Annotated in this window: 21 protein-coding genes; 18 read left to right on the top strand and 3 right to left on the bottom strand. The window is 65.9% G+C overall.

The window, feature by feature from the left end; translation table 11 throughout:
* Positions 1–31: 31 nt before the first annotated feature.
* Both ACQR1F_RS10425 and ACQR1F_RS10420 read right to left on the bottom strand, forming a co-directional pair.
* The gene (locus tag ACQR1F_RS10425) at positions 32–2,002 is read right to left on the bottom strand and encodes a glycosyltransferase (RefSeq protein WP_316176895.1); all 1,971 of its coding nucleotides are present in this window, start codon (positions 2,000–2,002) and stop codon (positions 32–34) included.
* On the bottom strand, positions 2,002–3,207 hold the full coding sequence (locus ACQR1F_RS10420; protein WP_434838424.1) for an HlyD family secretion protein: 1,206 nt from the start codon (positions 3,205–3,207) through the stop codon (positions 2,002–2,004). Before ACQR1F_RS10420 ends, ACQR1F_RS10425 begins: the two co-directional genes overlap by 1 nt.
* Positions 3,208–3,292: 85 nt before the next feature.
* Between ACQR1F_RS10420 and ACQR1F_RS10415 the strand changes: the two genes are divergently transcribed.
* The gene (locus tag ACQR1F_RS10415; protein ID WP_434838423.1) at positions 3,293–3,562 is read left to right on the top strand and encodes a hypothetical protein; all 270 of its coding nucleotides are present in this window, start codon (positions 3,293–3,295) and stop codon (positions 3,560–3,562) included.
* 172 nt (positions 3,563–3,734) lie between these two features.
* Positions 3,735–4,283: a hypothetical protein gene (locus ACQR1F_RS10410; RefSeq protein ID WP_315801138.1), complete on the top strand. Its 549-nt coding sequence runs from the start codon at positions 3,735–3,737 to the stop codon at positions 4,281–4,283.
* Between the two features lie 22 nt (positions 4,284–4,305).
* Here the strand turns inward: ACQR1F_RS10410 and pcaD are convergent, their stop codons facing one another.
* On the bottom strand, positions 4,306–5,088 hold the full coding sequence (gene pcaD, locus ACQR1F_RS10405) for a 3-oxoadipate enol-lactonase (RefSeq protein ID WP_315801137.1): 783 nt from the start codon (positions 5,086–5,088) through the stop codon (positions 4,306–4,308).
* Between the two features lie 232 nt (positions 5,089–5,320).
* Between pcaD and ACQR1F_RS10400 the strand changes: the two genes are divergently transcribed.
* From ACQR1F_RS10400 to ACQR1F_RS10325, 16 genes are all read left to right on the top strand, one after another.
* Positions 5,321–5,767, top strand: a complete 447-nt coding sequence (locus tag ACQR1F_RS10400) for an SRPBCC family protein (protein WP_315801136.1) — start codon at positions 5,321–5,323, stop codon at positions 5,765–5,767.
* Positions 5,768–5,898: 131 nt separating this feature from the next.
* A complete protein-coding gene (locus tag ACQR1F_RS10395; RefSeq protein ID WP_006612357.1) occupies positions 5,899–6,384 on the top strand; it encodes a (2Fe-2S)-binding protein in 486 nt (161 codons plus the stop codon).
* Positions 6,385–6,432: 48 nt separating this feature from the next.
* Positions 6,433–7,290: an FAD binding domain-containing protein gene (locus tag ACQR1F_RS10390; RefSeq protein WP_315801135.1), complete on the top strand. Its 858-nt coding sequence runs from the start codon at positions 6,433–6,435 to the stop codon at positions 7,288–7,290.
* 31 nt (positions 7,291–7,321) lie between these two features.
* A complete protein-coding gene (locus ACQR1F_RS10385) occupies positions 7,322–8,230 on the top strand; it encodes an AAA family ATPase (RefSeq protein ID WP_316238840.1) in 909 nt (302 codons plus the stop codon).
* Positions 8,231–8,364: 134 nt separating this feature from the next.
* Positions 8,365–9,570: a vWA domain-containing protein gene (locus ACQR1F_RS10380; RefSeq protein WP_434912967.1), complete on the top strand. Its 1,206-nt coding sequence runs from the start codon at positions 8,365–8,367 to the stop codon at positions 9,568–9,570.
* A 13-nt stretch (positions 9,571–9,583) separates the two neighbouring features.
* The gene (locus ACQR1F_RS10375; RefSeq protein WP_315750017.1) at positions 9,584–9,907 is read left to right on the top strand and encodes an XdhC family protein; all 324 of its coding nucleotides are present in this window, start codon (positions 9,584–9,586) and stop codon (positions 9,905–9,907) included.
* A 3-nt stretch (positions 9,908–9,910) separates the two neighbouring features.
* Complete coding sequence (locus ACQR1F_RS10370) at positions 9,911–10,612, top strand: XdhC family protein (protein WP_434912966.1); 702 nt, start codon at positions 9,911–9,913, stop codon at positions 10,610–10,612.
* Entirely contained in the window at positions 10,609–12,213 is a 1,605-nt protein-coding gene (locus ACQR1F_RS10365; RefSeq protein ID WP_434912965.1) for an NTP transferase domain-containing protein, read from the top strand. The genes ACQR1F_RS10370 and ACQR1F_RS10365 overlap by 4 nt, the downstream gene beginning before the upstream one ends.
* A 90-nt stretch (positions 12,214–12,303) precedes the next feature.
* A complete protein-coding gene (locus ACQR1F_RS10360; protein ID WP_434912964.1) occupies positions 12,304–12,708 on the top strand; it encodes a DUF4189 domain-containing protein in 405 nt (134 codons plus the stop codon).
* Positions 12,709–12,832: 124 nt separating this feature from the next.
* On the top strand, positions 12,833–13,246 hold the full coding sequence (locus ACQR1F_RS10355) for a DUF2000 family protein (RefSeq protein WP_315759242.1): 414 nt from the start codon (positions 12,833–12,835) through the stop codon (positions 13,244–13,246).
* Positions 13,247–13,368: 122 nt separating this feature from the next.
* On the top strand, positions 13,369–14,394 hold the full coding sequence (adhP, locus tag ACQR1F_RS10350; protein ID WP_434912963.1) for an alcohol dehydrogenase AdhP: 1,026 nt from the start codon (positions 13,369–13,371) through the stop codon (positions 14,392–14,394).
* Positions 14,395–14,490: 96 nt separating this feature from the next.
* Positions 14,491–15,771: an alpha-glucosidase/alpha-galactosidase gene (locus ACQR1F_RS10345; protein WP_434912962.1), complete on the top strand. Its 1,281-nt coding sequence runs from the start codon at positions 14,491–14,493 to the stop codon at positions 15,769–15,771.
* A gap of 121 nt (positions 15,772–15,892) precedes the next feature.
* The gene (locus ACQR1F_RS10340) at positions 15,893–16,561 is read left to right on the top strand and encodes a TetR/AcrR family transcriptional regulator (protein ID WP_315801127.1); all 669 of its coding nucleotides are present in this window, start codon (positions 15,893–15,895) and stop codon (positions 16,559–16,561) included.
* The gene (locus tag ACQR1F_RS10335; protein ID WP_315801126.1) at positions 16,558–17,349 is read left to right on the top strand and encodes an HlyD family secretion protein; all 792 of its coding nucleotides are present in this window, start codon (positions 16,558–16,560) and stop codon (positions 17,347–17,349) included. The genes ACQR1F_RS10340 and ACQR1F_RS10335 overlap by 4 nt, the downstream gene beginning before the upstream one ends.
* Positions 17,346–18,284: an ABC transporter ATP-binding protein gene (locus tag ACQR1F_RS10330; RefSeq protein WP_316176913.1), complete on the top strand. Its 939-nt coding sequence runs from the start codon at positions 17,346–17,348 to the stop codon at positions 18,282–18,284. The genes ACQR1F_RS10335 and ACQR1F_RS10330 overlap by 4 nt, the downstream gene beginning before the upstream one ends.
* Positions 18,281–19,438 carry an ABC transporter permease gene (locus tag ACQR1F_RS10325; RefSeq protein ID WP_434892373.1) on the top strand — a complete coding sequence of 386 codons (1,158 nt, stop codon included), beginning with the start codon at positions 18,281–18,283 and terminating at the stop codon, positions 19,436–19,438. Before ACQR1F_RS10330 ends, ACQR1F_RS10325 begins: the two co-directional genes overlap by 4 nt.
* Positions 19,439–19,469 lie beyond the last annotated feature (31 nt).

Below are 19,469 nucleotides of genomic sequence, written 5' to 3'. Positions count from 1 at the left end.
GCTCCACCGTCGCCTGGTCATCGTGTTCTCCTCAATCGGCCACGGCTCGCGCGAGTTCTTTCAGCATGCGGCCGAGATCGCCGCTGTCGGCGCCCGGCACTCCACTTGCCGTGTGTAGTCGCTCGATGATCTGGGCGCGCTGCTGCGGCGTTACGCCGAATATGAGCCGGTAGCCGTCGTTTGTCGGAGCCGCGACCTTGGTCTGGATTTCGCCGATCAGGGGCAGGGTGAGCGTGCCGGTGGTGCCGGTCGCAAGGCCGACGGGACCGCTGACGCGCGCGCCGCCGGGACCGAGATTGACGATCCAGCCGCGTTGCGCCTTGCCGTCGACCGTCAGGGTTATCGGCTCGACGATCTGACGTTGCGGCCGGTTGTAGCGTGGACGATCGATGCAAACGGCGATCGCCACCGACAGCACCAGAATGTTGTAGACCGTCCAGAACATCACGATGACGACGCCGTCTCCCGCGGTCGCCGTGGTATTGAACACGAAATCGGACGTCAGCGACACGATCAGGCCACCGACCGTCAGCGTCATCAGGATCAGGAAGGGCCGCATCAGCGGCCATTGGACGATGATCTTGGCGCGGTCGCCGCCCTTGGCGGTGACCGAGAATTTGTGTGGGCCGGGGGAGAGAAGGCCGAGAGCGGCGGCACGGAGCACGGGCCAGGCTGCGACGATCTGCGAGACATCGTTGACGATCGGAATGAACAGTCCCTTGGACAGCCAGTTCAGCGTGTACATGATCGAGAGATAATATGGGCCGTAGTACCGGATGATGTCGGCGATCGAGGCATTCACCACGGTCACGCCGCCCCACCAGTAAAGCAGCGGACAGATCAGCGCGGCGAGGCGGAACGGATAGGTCGACGTCCAGTAGAGCAGCGAGTCGAGCACGCTGAGCCGGTGGAAGACATCGAGACCATGGGAGCCGAACGGATTGTAGACGTTGCGCGCGATCTGCATGAGGCCGAGGCACCAGCGGCCGCGCTGCACGACGTATTCCGCAAGGCCTTCCGGCGCCAATCCCTCCGACAACGCCTCGTTCAGGTACACGGTCTGATAGCCGTGTGCAGACAGGCGCAGCGTGAGCAGGAAATCCTCGGTGACGCTCTCGGTCGGGACGCCGCCAATCTCCTCCACGGCGGAGACGCGGAATATCGAGGAGGTCCCGCAGCACATGGCGATGCCCCAGGCGTCGCGCGCCGGCTCGACGTTGTCGAAGAAGTGGCGCTGCTCGTCGGGGTAGGCTGCGCCGATGCCGAGATTGTGCTGGATCGGGTCCGGGTTGAAGAAGTGTTGCGGCGTCTGTACGAGGCCGACAGCCGGGTCGTGAAACAGCGCCATCGTCCGCTCGATGAAGTCGACATGAGGCACGAAGTCGGCGTCGAGAACGGCGACGAAGTCCGGCCGGTCCGCATCCGCCGCGCGCAGCCGCAAGGCATTGTTGATGTTGCCGGCCTTGGCGTGCGACTTGTCGGTACGGGCGACATAGCCGATGCCGTGCTCGGCGCAGTAATTCTGGAGCCAGGCCCGGCTGCCGTCGTCGAGGACGAAAACGCGTAATGCCGCATAAGTGATGGCCTTGGCGCCGACGATGGTTCGCTCCAGGACTTCGAGCTGCTCGTTATAGGTTGTGATGAAGATGTCGACCCGAGGCGGCGGCCTCGGAAGCCACCAGCCGGCATGGCGATCAGCTTCCGTCGTCCGCTCCTTGGTCCGGGTCAGGATCAGGAAGGCGAAGGACGACGACACGACGGTGAGCGCTTCGAGAATGGCGAAGCCCCAGCTGAGGATCCCATCCGGCGTAAGGCCAAGCGGGGCAAGAGTCTCCGTGAAGCGCCAGGCGACATAGCGCCAGGCCAGCAGGATCGAGCCGCTCAGGAGCAGGGCCCGCCAGTACCATTTCCTCGGGTCCAGGAGGGGCAACACCAGGAGGCGCAGTCCGATGACGACTGCAATGACTGCGAACGCGGACAGAAATGGTGACAGCGTCGGCATCAGTAGCCGTACCGGGCGACGAAGCGGCGGAATGCCGCGACCGGTCCGCTGGTGAAGATCACCCGGCCGGTGCGCCCGATCGCGCAGGACAGGTCCGGCTGCTTGGCGAGATCTGGCACCGCCACGGTGACGTCGAAGCGCTGCAAGTGCTGCGGCGTCGGGCCGACGGCGAGATTGGCGTAGAGCTGCGAGGCGCCCGAGCCGCCGAGACGTGTCACCGTCCCATCGAATATCCGGTCGTCGCCGAACAGACGGAACTGCACCGGGACACCGATCGACAGGCTGTCGTAGAGCCTTTCGGGAACGCTCGCGGTCACCACGAGACTGTTGCAGTCCACCAGCTTGACGAGATCCTGACCGCGACGGGCATACTCGCCATCGTCGACGAGGAAGTCCCAAGCCATGCCCGGCACGCGGGCCCTCAGCGTCGCCGAGGTCAGTCGATTGATCCGGACGCGCTCGGCGTTGATCTGCTGCTCGTACTGGAGCTGGCGGGATTGGATCTGCTGCTCGTCCACGGCAAGTTCGGCGAGACGCAGGTCGAGCTCGTGGATGCGCTGCATCGAGAACGGCACGTCATTGTAGGAGTCGCCGATGAAGACCCCCGATTGCGCGGAGCCCAGCTCGGTCTCGAAATAGTTGGTGCGCTGCTTCGCGCTTTCGACATCCTGCTTGGCGATGTCGAGCGACACGCTGGCCTGGTCGAGGCTGGCGATCGTCTGGACCCCGCGTTCCTTCAGCTCGTTGGCCCGCGTGAAGGTGAGATCCGCGAGCTTCAGCCGGGCGGCCGCGGCATCTTCCGCCGCCTTTGCCTCGGCGATGCGTGCCGCGATCTGCCGGACGCGGCCGGTCTTGTAGTTGGCCGACTGGGTCGCGAAGGCGGCCCGGGCCTGCTCGAGCGCCGAACGCTGCGCTGGAACCCGCTTGAGCGCGATCTTCTGCTCGTCACGTTCGCGCTCGAGATTGAGCAGGCGCGTGGTGTCGAATCGGTCATCGACGATCTCGGCCATGAGTTCCCCGGCATTGACCCTGGCGCCGATATTGCTCACCCCCAGCGTCACGCGGCCTTCGATCGGCGCGCGCACGACGTACAGCCGGGCATTGACGGTCGCGTCGCCTGAAGTTCCCGCGAAATGCTCGCCGATCAGGATGTAAAGGCCGCCGGCGAGCAGGAGGATGCCGATGAAGATCCGAGCTACTTTCATGCGGTACTCCCGCTCGGCAGCTGCCTGCCGCATCATCATCCCGCTGTGCGAAACGCAGTGGTGCTCGTGTTAAGATAGTATTTAATTGTCCGGCTACTTTGACGCTAGTCAAGAACACCGATGGGGCGGCACAGAATTGCGAGGCGCCTGGACGATATCAGCGGCTGCCGCCGCGATCGGGCTGCCGGCGCATCGATCGTGCCCCGATGCAGGCGTCGGCGACGGCGGTCTTTCGCCGGAGGAGCCGCATCGCGGGGGTGAAGACCGAGCGGGCGCAATGTTCGATGCGATGCAGATGTTCGAGGACGCGTCGATGGCCGGAAAGGCCGCTGTCACGCGGATATTCGAGGCCTGACCGGCGAGGTCATCAGCACCGTCTCCACGGCGATTGGACGGTGGACTCTCGCGCCCGTCGCCCCCTGTTAAGGTAAACAAATGGTTTAAATTGCCGTGCGGGTTTGCCGGGCGTTAGCTCGTCTGGAAATCGGCCGGACGGGCGGTTTGTGGGATGCAAAGGTGGGCGTGACATGATCAAGGATTGCGTGATCAGGAATTGGCGGCTCAGCTGCGTCAACGGTGTGCTGCTGGCGCTCTATTTCGTGCCCGCCTGGACCATCATCGCGTTTCAGATCATGGTTTCGCCGATCCAGGGGTTGTTCGCGCGGCCGAATATCGCGGTGGCGCTGTTCATCAGCGACCATCTGCAGCTGTCGGGCATCGAGACGGTCCGTGCCGCCTGGCTGCTTGCGCTGGCGCGACTGACGGTCGCAGGCTTCTTCGCGATGTTCCTGGTGCTGATCCTGGTTCCGCGGGTGCGAAAGGTGGCCGGCTATGTCGAGGCGCTGTCGATCGGGCTCGGCTTCGGCAGCATGCTCGCCTTCTTCAGCATGATCATGGCCGCCAAAGTCGGGGAGCCCCAGGCGTTGCGTCTGCATGCCACGGAACTCCTGATGCTGCTCGGCACGGCCATCGTCATGCTCGTGGAGAAGCCGTCGACGCAGGCCTCGCCGTCCTCCGCATCCGCTCCGCCGAAGATGATGGAGTCCACGGCGACGCCGTCGCCGCAGCAGGCATGACGCCCCGATCCGTCGCGGTGCATCAGCGCTGGGTCAGAAAGCCCAGCACGGCATCGTTGAACTGGCCTGCCGCTTCGACATTCGAGATGTGCGCGGCATCGACGATGGTCATGCTGGCGCCGGCGATCCGGCTGCGGATCGCTTCCGCCATCGCGATCGGCGTCGACTTGTCGTAGCGGCCGGCCACGACGAGGGTAGGGCTCTTGATGGCCGGCAGATCCTCGCGCAGATCCAAGGCGCGCAGTGCCGCGCAGCAGGCAAGATAGCCCTCGACGGGCGTGGCCACGAGCATCGCCTTCATCCGATCGGCGACATCAGGATTGTGATCGCGAAACTCCTGTGTCAGCCAGCCGGCGATGACGGTGTCGGCGATTCCAGCGAGTCCGCTGTCCTCGACCGCCTTGATGCGGGCGTCCCAGATTGCCGGATCGGGGTAGTAGCAGGTGGTGTTGGCGAGCACGAGCTTGCCGACGCGTTCAGGGGCATGGGCGGCGAGCCACTGCCCGACCATGCCGCCCATCGACACGCCGCACCAGTGCACCTTCTCGATGTTGAGGTCATCGAGAATCGCCAGCGCATCGCGGCCGAATCGCTCGATCGAGTAGGGCCCGGGCGGCACTTGCGATTTGCCATGACCGCGCCGGTCATAGCGGATCACGCGGAACACCTGCGTGAAGGCGCGCATCTGCGGCTCCCACATCTGCAGGGTCGAGCCGAGCGAGTTCGACAGCATCAGGGTCGGCCCGCCGTCGCGGCCCTCGACGGTGACATTCAACAGACAGCCGTCGGCATCGATCATCGGCATGGGCGGAATCCTTGTCGCAGGCGGTCGCGCCGCCGGAGGAATCGTGCAGATTTGATGGCGAACTAAGCACCGCCGCCGCCGTCTGCCAATCAAAACCCGACGGCGGCGAGGTCCGGAATGCTGCGGTGCTCCGGCTTTTCTGCAACGCTTCCGGGCGCTGCCCGCCCTTCCTTTTGGGCGTTCGGTGCTTTACTTGAATGCCTCTAACCGCGCCAATCGGGGGGAGATGCACATGGCAATGACGATGACGGGCGAGGTCCAGCTGGCCGCTTCGCGAGAGCAGGTCTGGGACAAGCTGAATGATCCGGAGGTGCTCAAGACCTGCATTCCCGGCTGCGAGGAGCTGGAGAGGACCGAGGATGGCGGCCTCCGCGCCGTCGCCAAGATGAAGGTCGGACCGGTCTCCGCACGCTTCAAGGGCAAGGTGACCTTGAGCGATCTCGATCCGCCGAACGGCTACAAGATCTCCGGCGAAGGCGAGGGCGGTGTCGCCGGATTCGCCAAGGGCGGCGCGGTCGTCGCGCTGGCGGACAAGGACGGCGGCACGCTGCTGACCTACAATGTCGAAGCGCAGATCGGCGGCAAGCTGGCGCAGCTCGGCCAGCGGCTGATCAACGGCACCGCCAAGAAACTCGCTGACGAGTTCTTCGCCAACTTCGCCAAGGCCGTTCAAGGCTGATCGCAACCGACCCATGCGCGGCCGGGGGCGAGGTTGCCCGCCGCCGGGAGCGCCCATATGATGGTTTTCGACTGATTTTGCTGGGCTGCGCTGCAGTGCAACGCTGTGGCGCGGATAATAGAGAGTCCTGAATGGCCAAGATTTCCATGATTGTGAACGGTAATCCCGTCACGGCGAACGTCGATCCGCGGACGCTGCTGGTGCAGTTCCTGCGCGAGAATCTGCGCCTCACCGGCACCCATGTCGGCTGCGACACGTCGCAATGCGGCGCCTGCGTCGTCCATCTGGATGGCAAGGCGGTCAAGTCCTGCACGACCTTGGCCGTCATGGCCGATGGTCATGAGGTCAGGACGATCGAGGGGCTCGCTGCCGACGGCGCGCCGCTGCATCCGATGCAGGAAGCGTTTCGCGAGCACCATGGCCTGCAATGCGGCTTCTGCACGCCCGGCATGATCATGACCGCGGTCGATCTCGTCCATCGCAAGGGACATGAGCTCAGCGAAGAGACCATCCGCGAGGAGCTGGAGGGCAATCTCTGCCGCTGCACCGGCTATCAGAACATCGTGCAATCGATCGCCGCCGGCGCCAAGGCGATGGCCAAATCGGACCTCGCCTAAACGTCTGACCTCGCCTTAGTCCGCCCGCTGCGCACAGGACATTTCCCCATGTACGAATTCAAATATCATCGGCCGGCGACCGTGCGCCAGGCCGCCAATCTCCTCACCAAGAACGAAGACGCCAAGCTGGTCGCCGGCGGCCACACGCTGGTGCCGGTCATGAAGCAGCGGCTCGCAAGCCCCCCGCATCTGGTCGATCTCTCCCATGTCGAGGGGCTCGATACGATCGAGGTGAAGGGCCGCAACCTGGTGATCGGCGCGATGGCGCGTCATGCCGACGTCGCCAACTCGGCAACGGTCGGCGAGGCCATTCCGGCGCTCGCACATCTGGCGAGCCTGATCGGCGATCCCGCGGTGCGCCATCGCGGCACCATCGGCGGCTCGATCGCCAACAACGATCCGACCGCGGACTATCCGGCGGCATGCCTCGCGCTCGGCGCTACCATCGTCACCAACAAGCGCAAGCTCAAGGCCGAGGAGTTCTTCCTCGGGCTGTTCACGACCGCGCTGGAGCCGGACGAGATCATCACCAAGGTGAGCTTCCCGCTGGCGAAGAAGGCGGCCTACGTCAAGTTCCGCAACCAGGCCTCGCGCTACGCGCTGGTCGGCGTGTTCGTCGCGCGCCGTCCGTCCGACGTGCGGGTCGCCGTGACAGGCGCCGGCGGCAACGGCGTGTTCCGCGTCACCGCCTTCGAGGAGGCGCTGCAGAAGCGGTTCTCGCCGAAGGTGCTGGAAGGCATTCCGGTCTCCGCCGAAGGCCTCAACAGCGACATTCACGGCAGCGCCGAATATCGTGCCCATCTGATCGGCGTGCTGGCGCGCCGTGCGGTCGATGCGGCCAATACCGGCGCCAAGGCCTCAACCGCGTCGGAGGGAGCCGCCGAACCCGAGGCTCCGGCTTCGTGACGGACGCGTGAAGAAGGAAGCGGTCTCGCCCATGAGTGCTCCGGCCCTGCCAGCATCGGTCGACGCGATGCTCGAATTGTTGTCCTCGCGCGGCTATCTGGCCGAGCGATCGCTGGCGACGGTGACCTATCTGTCGCTGCGCATGGGCCGGCCGCTGTTCCTCGAAGGCGAGGCCGGCGTCGGCAAGACCGAGATCGCCAAGGTCCTGTCGGCGGCGCTCGGTCGCAAGCTGATCCGGCTGCAGTGCTACGAGGGTCTCGACGTCGCCTCCGCCGTCTACGAATGGAACTCGGCGGCGCAGATGATCGCGATCCGGCTGGCGGAAGCGGGCGGCGAGGTCGACCGCGATCAATTGACGTCGGACATCTTCGCCGACCGCTACCTGATCAAGCGCCCGCTGCTGCAGGCGCTGGAGCCGGATGTCGCCGGCGCGCCGGTTCTGCTCATTGACGAGCTCGACCGCGCCGACGAGGCGTTCGAGGCCTATCTGCTCGAGATCCTCTCCGACTTCCAGGTCACGATCCCGGAGTTCGGCACCGTCAAGGCGCCGCATCCGCCGATCGTCATCATCACCTCGAACCGGACCCGCGAGATCCATGACGCGCTGAAGCGGCGCTGCCTGTATCACTGGGTCGATTATCCCTCCGCCGAGCGCGAGCTCGCCATCGTCAAGACCCGGCTGCCCGGCATCTCGCAGCGGCTGTCGCAGCAGATCGTGCGCTTCGTCCAGGCGCTGCGCGACCAGGACTTCTACAAGTCGCCGGGGGTCGCCGAGACGCTCGACTGGGCGACCGCATTGACCGAGCTCGATGCGCGCTCGCTGAACGCCGAGGTCGTCGGCGACACGCTGGGCGCGCTGTTGAAGTATCAGGACGACATCGCCCGCATGCAGGGCGATGCGTTGCAGAAGGTGATCAAGGACGCGACCAGCGAGACTTGAGGCGGGGTCGCGCAACAACAACGGTCGTCATTCCGGGGCGCCCGGAGGGCGAGCCCGGAATCCATACTCACGATCGTGGTTATGGATTCCGGGCCCGTGCTTCGCATGTCCCGGAATGACGAGGGGATGGAGCCATGTCCACCAGCATCAATCACCTCGCGCCGCCGACCGGCGGCATCGCCGACAACATCGCTGGCTTTGCGCGGGCGCTGCGCGCCGCGGGCCTGCCCGTCGGGCCCGGCGCCGTCATCGATGCCATGACCGCGCTCGAGGTCATCGACATCGGCAAGCGGCCGGATGTCTTCGCCACGCTCGAATCGATCTTCGTCAAGCGCCACGAGCACGCGCTGATCTTCGCCCAGGCCTTCGACCTGTTCTTCCGTCCCGCCGAGGAATGGAAGTCGATGCTCGATTCGGTGCCGCTGCCGGACCACGCCAAGAAGAAGCCGCCGCCGGCCTCGCGCCGCGTCCAGGAGGCGATGTCGCAGCCGCAGATGCATGAGGAGCCGCAGGCGCAGGAGCAGGACCTGCGGCTCTCGGTGTCCGACCGCGAGGTGCTGCAGAAGAAGGACTTTGCGCAGATGAGCGCGGCGGAGATCGCCGACGTCACCAGGGCGATCGCCAAGATGCGGCTGCCGCAGGCCGAGCTGAAGACGCGCCGCCACACCACCGATCCGCGCGGCCACCGCATCGACATGCGCAAGACCCTGCGCCAGGCGCTGCGCACCGAGGGCGAGATCATCAATTTCCATCGCCTGGGGCGGATCGAGAAGCCGGCGCCGATCGTGGCGCTGCTCGACATCTCCGGGTCGATGAGCGAGTACACCCGCCTGTTCCTGCACTTCCTCCACGCCATCACCGATGCGCGCAAGCGGGTCTCGGTGTTCCTGTTCGGCACGAGGCTGACCAACGTGACGCGGGCGCTGCGCCAGCGCGATCCCGACGAGGCGCTGGCGAGCTGCTCGGCGAATGTCGAGGACTGGGCCGGCGGCACAAGGATCGCCACCTCGCTGCAGACCTTCAACAAGCAGTGGGCGCGGCGCGTGCTCGGGCAGGGCGCCATCGTGCTCTTGATCTCCGACGGGCTGGAGCGCGAGGCCGACAGCAAGCTCGCCTTCGAGATGGACCGGCTGCACCGCTCCTGCCGGCGGCTGATCTGGCTCAACCCGCTGCTGCGCTATTCCGGCTTCGAGGCGAAGGCGCAGGGCATCAAAACCATGCTGCCCCACGTTGACGAATTCCGCCCGGTGCATAACTTGACCTCGATCGAGACGCTGATCTCGGCGCTGTCGTCGCCGCTGCCACCGCATCAGCGCAGCGCGATCCAGCCCGCCGCCTGAGAGGGAGATGACCATGCTCAATCGCGACGAAGACATCCTCAGGGCCGCCGAGGACTGGCACAAATCCGGTCACGGCGTGGCGCTCGCCACCGTGGTCGAGACCTGGGGCTCGGCCCCGCGCCCGGTCGGCTCCAACCTCGTGATCAACGACGAGGGCACGTTCCTCGGTTCAGTGTCAGGCGGCTGTGTCGAGGGCGCGGTCGTCACCGAGGCGCTCGACGTGATCTCCAGCGGCCAGCCCAAGATGCTGGAGTTCGGCGTCGCCGACGAGACCGCCTGGAACGTCGGGCTGTCCTGCGGCGGCACCATCCGCGTGTTCGTCGAGAAAGTGGGCTGACCGATGCAACTTGCAACGCTGGCAGAACTGAACGCCGAGCGTGCCGCGCGTCGCCCGGCCATTCTCGTCACCGACGTCGCGTCCGGCGCGCAGCGCCTAGTCAAGGCCGCCGCCATCGCGACTGACCCGCTGCGCAACGAGCTGTCGACCTATCTGCGCATGGGCAAGAGCGGCATGGTCGAGGTGGACGGGAAGCGGCTGTTCCTCAACGTCTACGCCCCGACGGCCAAGCTCGTGATCATCGGCGCCGTCCATATCAGCCAAGCGTTGGCGCCGATCGCCAAGTCGCTGGGCTATGACGTCACCGTCGTCGATCCGCGCACGGCCTTCGCCAGCCCCGAACGCTTCCCCGACGTGCCGCTGATCGCGGAATGGCCCGACGTGGCCCTGCCGCCGCTCAACGTCGATCACTACACGGCCTTCGTCGCGCTGACGCATGATCCCAAGATCGACGATCCGGCGCTGCTGCACGCGTTCTCGCGCGACTGCTTCTACATCGGCGCGCTCGGCTCGCGGAAGACGCACGCCAAGCGTCATGATCGGCTACGGGCGCAGGGCGCCAGCGACGCCGACATCGCCCGCATCCATGCGCCGATCGGGCTCGCCATCGGCGCGGTGTCGCCGTCGGAGATCGCGGTCTCGATCATGGCCCAGATCACCGCCACGTTGCGGTTGCCGGCCAAGGAGAAAGAGCAGGCGGCATGAAGTTCGGTCCTGCCAGTCCGGCCGATGCGATCGGCGGGGTGACGGTGCACACCCTGCGCAAGGGATCATTGGTGCTGAAGAAGGGCACGCTGATCGGTCCCGCGGAGGTCGAGGCGCTGGCCCGGGAAGAGGTCAAGGAGATCGTCGTCGTCCGGCTCGAGGCCGGCGACGTCTCTGAGGACGAGGCGGCCGCCGATGTCGCCAAGGTCGTCGCCGGCACGGGCATTCACGTCGATCGCGCATTCACCGGGCGCGCCAATCTGTTCGCGGCGCAGCCCGGCGTGCTGATGATCGACCGCACCGCGGTCGAGCGCATCAACGGCGTCGACGAGGCCATCACCTTTGCGACCCTGCCGGCGTTCAAGCCGGTGGTCGAAGGCGAGATGGTCGGCACCGTCAAGCTGATCCCGTTCGGCGTCGAAGGCCGCCTGCGAGATGCCGCCGTCGCTGCGGCGGGCAGGGGCGCGCTCAGCATCGCCTCCTATGTGATCAAGCGCGTCGGCGTGGTCTCGACGCTTCTTCCTGGGCTCGCGCCCAAGGTCATCGACAAGACGCTGCGCGTCACCGCAGAGCGGCTCGCACCGGCCGGCGCCACCATCATCGCCGAGCGCCGCGTGCCGCATGAGCAGGCCGCGCTGGCGGCTGCGATCAGGGAGCTGCTGGCGCTGGGCGCCGAGCTCGTCATCGTGTTCGGCGCGTCCGCGATCGCCGACCGCCGCGACGTCATTCCCGCCGCGATCACCGGCATCGGCGGGGCCATCGAGCATTTCGGCATGCCGGTCGATCCCGGCAATCTGCTCTTGATCGGCAATGCCGGCGGTGTGCCGGTGCTCGGCGCGCCCGGTTGCGCCCGCTCGCCGGCCGAGAACGGTTTCGACTGGGTGCTGATGCGGCTGCTCGCCGGCATCAAGGTCACCCGCGCCGAGCTGACCGCGATGGGCGTCGGCGGCCTGCTGATGGAAATCGTGACGCGGCCGCAGCCGCGTGCCAAGCCGGAAGCCGAGGGTGAGCGCAAGGTCGCCGCGGTCGTGCTTGCCGCCGGACGCTCGACCCGGATGGGCGGACCGAACAAGCTGCTGGCCGAGCTCGACGGCAAGAAGCTGGTGCGGACGGTCACCGAGCAGGCGCTGGCCTCCAGGGCCTGCGAGGTCATCGTCGTCACCGGTCATCAGGCCGAGCTGGTCGAACAGGCGCTGTCCGACCTGAAGGTCCGCTTCGTCCGCAATCCCGATTTCGCCGGCGGCCTCGCCAGCTCGGTGAAATCAGGCATTGCCGCGGTGCCTGAGGGCGTCGATGGCGCGGTCGTGTGCCTCGGCGACATGCCGATGGTTTCCTCGGATCTGCTCGACCGTCTGATCGCCGCGTTCGCGCCCGATCGCGGCAATTTGATCGTGGTGCCCGTGTCCGAAGGACGCCGCGGCAACCCCGTGCTGTGGTCGCGCCGCTTCTTCGCCGAGCTGATGACGCTGGACGGCGACGTCGGCGCGCGGCACCTGATCGCCAAGCACACCGAGGCCGTCGCCGAGGTGCCGGTCGATGGTGACAGTGCGTTTCTCGACATCGACACGCCGCAGGCGCTGGAAGCCGCGCGGCGTGGCTGAGCCCACGTAGCCCGCCCTCAACCTCCCATTCACCAAGTCTCAACGACCCCCGGCTAGATTTGCCGACATTGGGCCTCGGGGGAGGAGAGAGTGATCATTTCGACCGCTGCGCCACGTTTCGCGCTGTTTGCATTTGGACTGACCGTGATCGTTGCTGCCGCGCGCATCGCGAGCACCAGCGCCATCAGCCCGGCCCACGCCGCCGGCGCGTTCGCCATGGGCCAGTGCGCCGCCTACGGCCAGGCGTTCGACTATCCCGCCGAGCATCTCGCCAAGGCCGCCGCGCTGAAGCAGTGCAAGGGCGACTGCACCGCGGTGACGATGAAGAAGGCCTGCGCCGCGTTCGCGGTCGATCTCACCAATCCCTGCGGCGCCCACGGCTATGCTGTTCGGCCGACGATCTCGACCTCGCTCAACGAGGCGACCCGGGAATGCTACAAATATGGCGGCAAGGAATGCGTCATCCGCGCCTGGGTCTGCGACGCCAAGGGTTGATTCAAGTCTGATGATCTCAACGGCTCGGCTGCCGGGGTTCCACGTCCGCTTTCATTTCGATGCTTCACCCCGAGAACGGCTCGGCTATTCTCGGCGTTCGATGACATCGAACCCCGGAAGTGACATGCAATTCGACACCAAGATCGCGCTGATCATCCGCAACGATCTCGAAGCCTGGCAGAAGCTCAACGTCGCGGCGTTTCTTTCCAGCGGCATCGCCGCCGCATTTCCCGAATGCATTGGCGCACCTTATGAGGACGGCTCGGCAACCCTGTATCACGCGTTGATCGGGCAGCCGATCCTGATCTACGGCGCGCCGGATCGTGCCGCGCTGGCGCGTGCTCTGGATCGGGCGCTGTCGCGCAGCGTGAAGCCTGCGCTCTACACCGAGGACATGTTCAAGACCACGCATGACGAGGCCAACCGCGATGCCGTGAAGGCGGTGGCGCGCACCGATCTCAATCTGGTGGGACTGGCGTTTCGTGCCGAGCGCAAGGTGGTCGACAAGGTCGTCGACGGACTCAAATTTCACGCCTGACAGAAACGGGCGCATTGCGCTGTCATCAAACTGTTACCTCATGCGGCGGCGCGGCTTGACGCCGATCAAGACCGGACGACTCCGACGTCGTTAGTTTGCGCCGCGACATGAGGAGCAGACAGATGCAGACCATGAAAGCCGCCGTCGTCAAAGCCTTTGGCAAGCCGCTCGTCATCGAAGACGTTCCGATTCCTGCGCCGGGACCCGGCGAGATTCTGGTCAAGGTGAAGGCGTGCGGCGTCTGCCACACCGATCTTCACGCCGCCTCCGGCGATTGGCCGGTGAAGCCGGTGCCGCCGTTCATCCCGGGTCACGAGGCGGCCGGGATCGTCGCGGCGCTCGGGCCAGGGGTCACCGATTTCAAGGTCGGCGACGCCGTGGGCGTGGCGTGGCTGCACGATGCCTGCCTGCGCTGCGAATATTGCGAGACCGGCTGGGAGACCTTGTGCGAGCACCAGCACAACACCGGCTACAGCGTGAATGGCGGCTTTGCCGAATACGTCATCGCGTCCGCGGCGTTCGCCGCGCGCCTGCCGGCCAATGTGGACTTCGCCAGGATCGCCCCGATCCTGTGCGCCGGCGTCACCACCTACAAGGGCTTGAAGGAGACCGACACGCGCGCCGGCGAGTGGGTGGTGGTCTCCGGCGTCGGCGGCCTCGGTCATGTCGCCATCCAGTACGCGAAGGCGATGGGGCTGAAGCCGATCGGTCTCGATATCGCCGAGGACAAGCTGAAACTGGCGCTGGAGGCGGGTGCTGAACATGCCGTCAATGCGCTCGACAAGGATGCCGTGGAGCGGGTGATCGCAATCACCGGCGGCGGCGCGCATGGCGTACTGGTCACCGCGGTGTCGACGCCGGCTTTCGCCCAGGCGCTGCACATGGTCCGCCGCAAGGGGACGGTCAGCCTTGTCGGCTTGCCGCCGGGCGAATTCCCGACGCCGATCTTCGATGTCGTGCTGAAGCGCATCACCGTGCGCGGCTCGATCGTCGGCACCAGGCGTGACCTCGACGAAGCCATTGCGTTTGCCGCGGACGGCAAGGTGACGGCCGAGGTGACCACGGCGCCGTTGTCGGAGATCAACACCGTCTTCGACCGCATGAAGGCCGGCAAGATCGATGGTCGCGTGGTGCTCGACTTCGGCTGATCAGCATGACCGATTGGCGCGCCGCCGCGCCGAACACTTCGCGGCGGTTTGATCTGGATCAGGAAGGGGGACGCGCGGCGCTGGCACAAATTGTTCATGGCAGCCGTCACCAAGATCGTCTTCCTCGGCGCGAGCAGCGCGTCCTTCGGACTCAGCGTTTTCCGAGACCTGTTCTCGACGCATGATCTCGCCGGTTCGACGCTCGTGCTGATCGGCCGCGATCCGGTCCGGCTTGCCCGGTCGGAAGCACTCGCCCGGCTGCTCAACGACCTCTCCGGCGCCGGCCTCAAGATCGAGGCGACCACGGATTGGCGCGCGGCGCTCGACGGCGCCGGCTTCGTGATCCATGCCACCGCGATCGACCGCAACCGCCTGTGGAAGCTCGATTTCGAGGTGCCGCGCAAATACGGCATCCGACACACGCTGGGTGAGAATGGCGGGCCTGGTGGATTGTTCTTCACGCTCCGTACCCTGCCGGTCGTCTTCGACTTCGTGCGCGAGATGGAGTGGCGCTGTCCGGACGCGCTGTTCATCAACTTCTCCAATCCCGAGAGCCGCATCATCCTCGCGCTCGGGCTTCACAGCCGCGTCGCGCATATCGGCCTGTGCCATGGCATCTTCATCGCGCGCAGCCAGGTGGCCTCCATTCTGGGACTCGCCGAGGAGCGCGTGGACGTGTGGGGCGCCGGGCTCAATCATTTCCAATGCCTCGTGCAGATCCGGGATCGCGACACCGGGGCCGATCTCTATCCACTGCTTCGCGAAAAGGCCGGGAGCCACGACCCCAAGGTCGCGCCGCTGACGCGGGCGCTGTTGCGCGACTTCGGCTTCTGGCTGGGCTGCGGCGACAGCCATGTCGGCGAGTATCTCGCGTATGGCTGGGAAGCGGGCGAGAGCGGGTACGACTTTGCGTGGGACGAGGCGGAGCGGGCCAAGCTGATTCGGCAGATCGACGAGGTCCTGGCGGGCAAAGCCGGCATGCCGGACTGGTGGCGAATGCCATCCGGAGAGCGCGCGGTCACCGTGATCGGTTCGGTGCTGCACGATCGCAAGCAGGTCATCGAGTCCGGCGTCGTTCTGAACCGTCACGTCATTCCCAACCTGGCTGCCGAGGCCGCTGTCGAAGTGCCCGTTGTCGCGGATCGCGTCGGCATCCATCCGGTTTCGCTGGGCCCGCTTCCAGATGCCGTCGCCAAGCTGATGTCGGTCCAGGTTCAGGTTCAGCAACTGGCGGTGCAGGCGGCCATGACGGCGTCCAAGGATCTCGCCTTGCAGGCGCTCCTCATCGATCCCGTCGTCAACTCGGCCGCCGCCGCGCGCCAGATCGTGGACGAGCTTTGGGAGATCAATCGGCCTTACATCAGGTCCTGCGCGTGATCGCGCTGACTTCGTCTGATGAGGGGCCGCGCGCGGTCGGGTCGGGCTCCTGACCCGCGCCGACGGCTCAGCCTTCTCGGGGCCTCTTTACAATGACTGACTAGTCAGTCATAATTGTTCAATGTCGAAGCCGTCGAAATTGTCCGAGCGCAGAGTTGAGCCCGTCAAGCCGGCGGCAGCCGGCGCCTCGCGCCGGGCGGATCGCTCCGCCGAGCGCCGCGCGGCGATCGTGCAGGCGGCGATGGACGAGTTCATCGCCCGAGGCTTCGCGGCGACCCGGCTGGACGACGTCGCCAAGCGGGCAGGGGTCGCCAAGGGGACGATCTATCTGCACTTCAAGGACAAGGAATCGATGTTCGAGGAATTGATCCGGACCGCGATCGTGCCCTTCGTCGGCCGTCTTGCGGCGCCGCCGCCGGCCGGCGGCTCGGTGCGCGACATGGTCGAGGCGTTGGCGCGCATGTTCCTGCAGGAAATCGCCGGCACCCGGCGGGCCGATCTCGTCCGGCTCATCATCGCGGAAGGGCCGCGCTTTCCGTCCATTGCCGATTTCTACTATCGCGAGGTCGTCTCCCGCGGTCTCGCGGCCATGCGTGCGCTGATCCAGTTGGCGATCACGCGCGGCGAGATCCGCGAGCCCAAGCTGGCGCAACATCCGCAACTGATGATCGCGCCGATGATGGTCGCGGTGATCTGGAAGAGCCTGTTCGAGCGTCATGCGCCGCTCGATGCGGAAGCGATGCTGCAGACGCATCTCGATCTGATCTTTGGCGCGAGGAGGCCGACATGAGTCTGCTGCACTGCCTCGCCGTGCTGGTCACGGCCTTCACGTTCAACGGTTGCAAGGAGACGCGCGATCCCGGCTATCAGGGCTGGGTCGAGGCCGACATGATCTTCGTCAGCCCGGACGAAGCGGGCCGGATCACGAAGCTCAACGTGCATGAGGGGGACGTGGTCAAGATCGGCGATCCGCTCTATTCGGTCGACGACGATCTGCAGCAGGCCGATCTCAACCAGACCAAGGCGACGCTGGCCAATGCGCAGCAGACCTATGACCGCGCCGCCGCCTTGAGCAAGACGGGCGCTGGGACGCAGGCGACGCTCGACTCCGCCGTTTCGGCGCTGCGCGTCGCCGAGGCCCATCTCGTGACCTCACAGACGCGGCTGGCAAGGCGCAAAGGTGTGGCGCCCGTCGCGGGGACCGTCCAGCAGATCTACTTCCGCGAGGGCGAGATGGTCGCGGCGCAGCGGCCGGTGCTGTCGATCATGCCGCCGGGCAACATGAAGCTGCGTTTCTACGTGCCCGAGCCTGATCTGCCGAAACTCGCCATCGGCGACGAGGTCCGCGTCACCTGTGACAATTGCGCTGATGATCTGACCGCCAGAATCTATTTCCTCGCGACCTCGGCGGAATACACGCCGCCGGTGATCTACAGCCTCGATGAGCGCAACAAGCTCGTCTATCTGATCCAGGCGCGGCCCTCGCGGCCGGACGCGCTGCGCGTCGGCCAGCCGGTCAGCATCTATCCAAACCTCAAGACTCCCGATCGGAAGACTCCGGTGGCGGACAAGCAATGAACGGGGCGGGACCGGCCGAGATCGCGATCGACGTCCAGGGACTGACCAAGTCCTTCGACGGCCGCGAGGTCGTGCATGATCTGTCGATGCAGGTGAAGCGCGGCTCGATCTACGGCTTTCTCGGCCCGAACGGCTCGGGCAAGACCACGACCATCCGGATGCTGTGCGGCCTGCTGACACCCGACGGCGGCGAGGGCACCTGCCTCGGCTTCGACATCCGGCGCGACGCTGACAAGATCAAGCGCCGGGTGGGCTACATGACGCAGCGCTTCAGCCTCTATCAGGACCTCTCGGTGCGGGAGAACCTCGAATTCGTGGCGCGCCTCTATGGCATGTCCGATCCGCGCCGGGCCGCGCGCGACATGGTGCAGCGGCTCGGGCTTGCCGGCCGCGAGCGGCAGCTCGCCGGCGAGTTGTCGGGCGGCTGGAAGCAGCGGCTGGCGCTCGGGGCTTGCACCCTGCCGAGCCCGCAACTGCTGCTGCTCGACGAGCCCACTGCCGGCGTCGATCCCAAGGCGCGGCGCGATTTCTGGAACGAGATTCATGCGCTCGCCAGCGAAGGGCTGACCGTGCTCGTCTCGACCCACTACATGGATGAGGCCGAGCGCTGTCACGAGATTGCCTACATCGCCTATGGTCATCTGCTGGCGCACGGCACCGTCGCCGAGGTGATCGCGCAATCGGCGCTCACGACCTACACGGTCAGCGGCGACGATCTGCGCGAGCTCACGGCTGACCTCACCGGCAAGCCGGGTGTCGACATGGTGGCGCCGTTCGGCACCAGCCTGCACGTGTCCGGCCGCGACCGCAACGCGCTGGACGCGGCGATCGCGTCCTGGCGCGACAAGGCTGACCTGCACTGGCAGCCCGCCGCGCCCTCGCTCGAGGACGTCTTCATCGACCTGATGAACCGTTCGCGGGACAACTTCCAATGAGCGATGCGGCCGTCCATCCCACGTCTTCCGAGCCGCGCTTCGGCTTCTGGCGGCGCACCTATGCGATGCTCGTCAAGGAGTTCATCCAGCTCAAGCGCGATCGGGTCTCGTTTGCGATGATCGTGATGATCCCGGTGATGCAGTTGATGCTGTTCGGCTACGCCATCAACACCACGCCGCATCATCTGCCGGCGGCGGTGCTGCTGCAGGAGGACAGCGACCTCGGCCGCTCGATCCTGAAGGCGATGGAGAACACCGCCTATTTCCGCTTCACCCGGGAAGTCAGCAGCGTCGCTGAGTTCGACGATCTCCTGCTGTCCGGCAAGGTCCTGTTCGGCGTCGAGATCCCCCGCGGCTTCGAGCGCGCGGTCCGCCGCGGCGACCGGCCGGCCTTGCTCGTCGCGGCCGACGCGACCGATCCGGTCGCGGCGTCCTCGGCACTGTCCTCGCTCGGCATGATCGTGCAGACCGCGCTGGCGCATGATCTCTACACCGGCAATCCCGTCACCACGCCGTTCGAAATCAGGGCCCATGCCCGTTACAATCCGGCGGCCTCGTCGCGGCTCAACATCGTGCCGGGCCTGGTCGGCACCATCCTGACCATGACCATGCTGATCTTCACCGCGCTCTCGGTGACGCGCGAGATCGAGCGCGGCACGATGGAAAGCCTGCTGTCGATGCCGATCAAGCCGGTCGAGGTCATGCTCGGCAAGATCATCCCCTATGTGATGGTCGGCTTCCTGCAGGCGACGATCATCATCGGCATCGGCGTGCTGCTGTTCGGCGTTCCCATCATGGGCAGCTTATTGCTGCTGGCGCTGCTGTCGACGCTGTTCATCGCGACCAACCTCTCGATCGGCTACACCTTCTCGACGCTGGCGCAGAACCAATTGCAGGCGATGCAGCTGTCGATGATGTTCTTCCTGCCTAGCATCCTGTTGTCGGGATTCATGTTTCCCTTCCTCGGCATGCCGCAATGGGCGCAGGTGCTCGGTGAATGCCTGCCGCTGACGCACTATCTGCGCATCGTCCGCGCCATCATGCTCAAGGGCTCGACGCTTGCGAACCTGCAGCATGATACGATCGCCCTGTTCGGCCTCATGCTGTTCGCCATGACGGTCGCCGTCTTGCGCTTCCGCCGCACCCTCGATTGAGGCACAATGGCGGCCGGGCTCAGAAGACGGC

It is taken from the genome of Bradyrhizobium sp. HKCCYLS3013, from assembly GCF_051167615.1.
In the GTDB taxonomy this organism is placed as follows: Bacteria; Pseudomonadota; Alphaproteobacteria; order Rhizobiales; family Xanthobacteraceae; genus Bradyrhizobium.
This window is presented reverse-complemented; position numbering and strand designations above follow the sequence as displayed.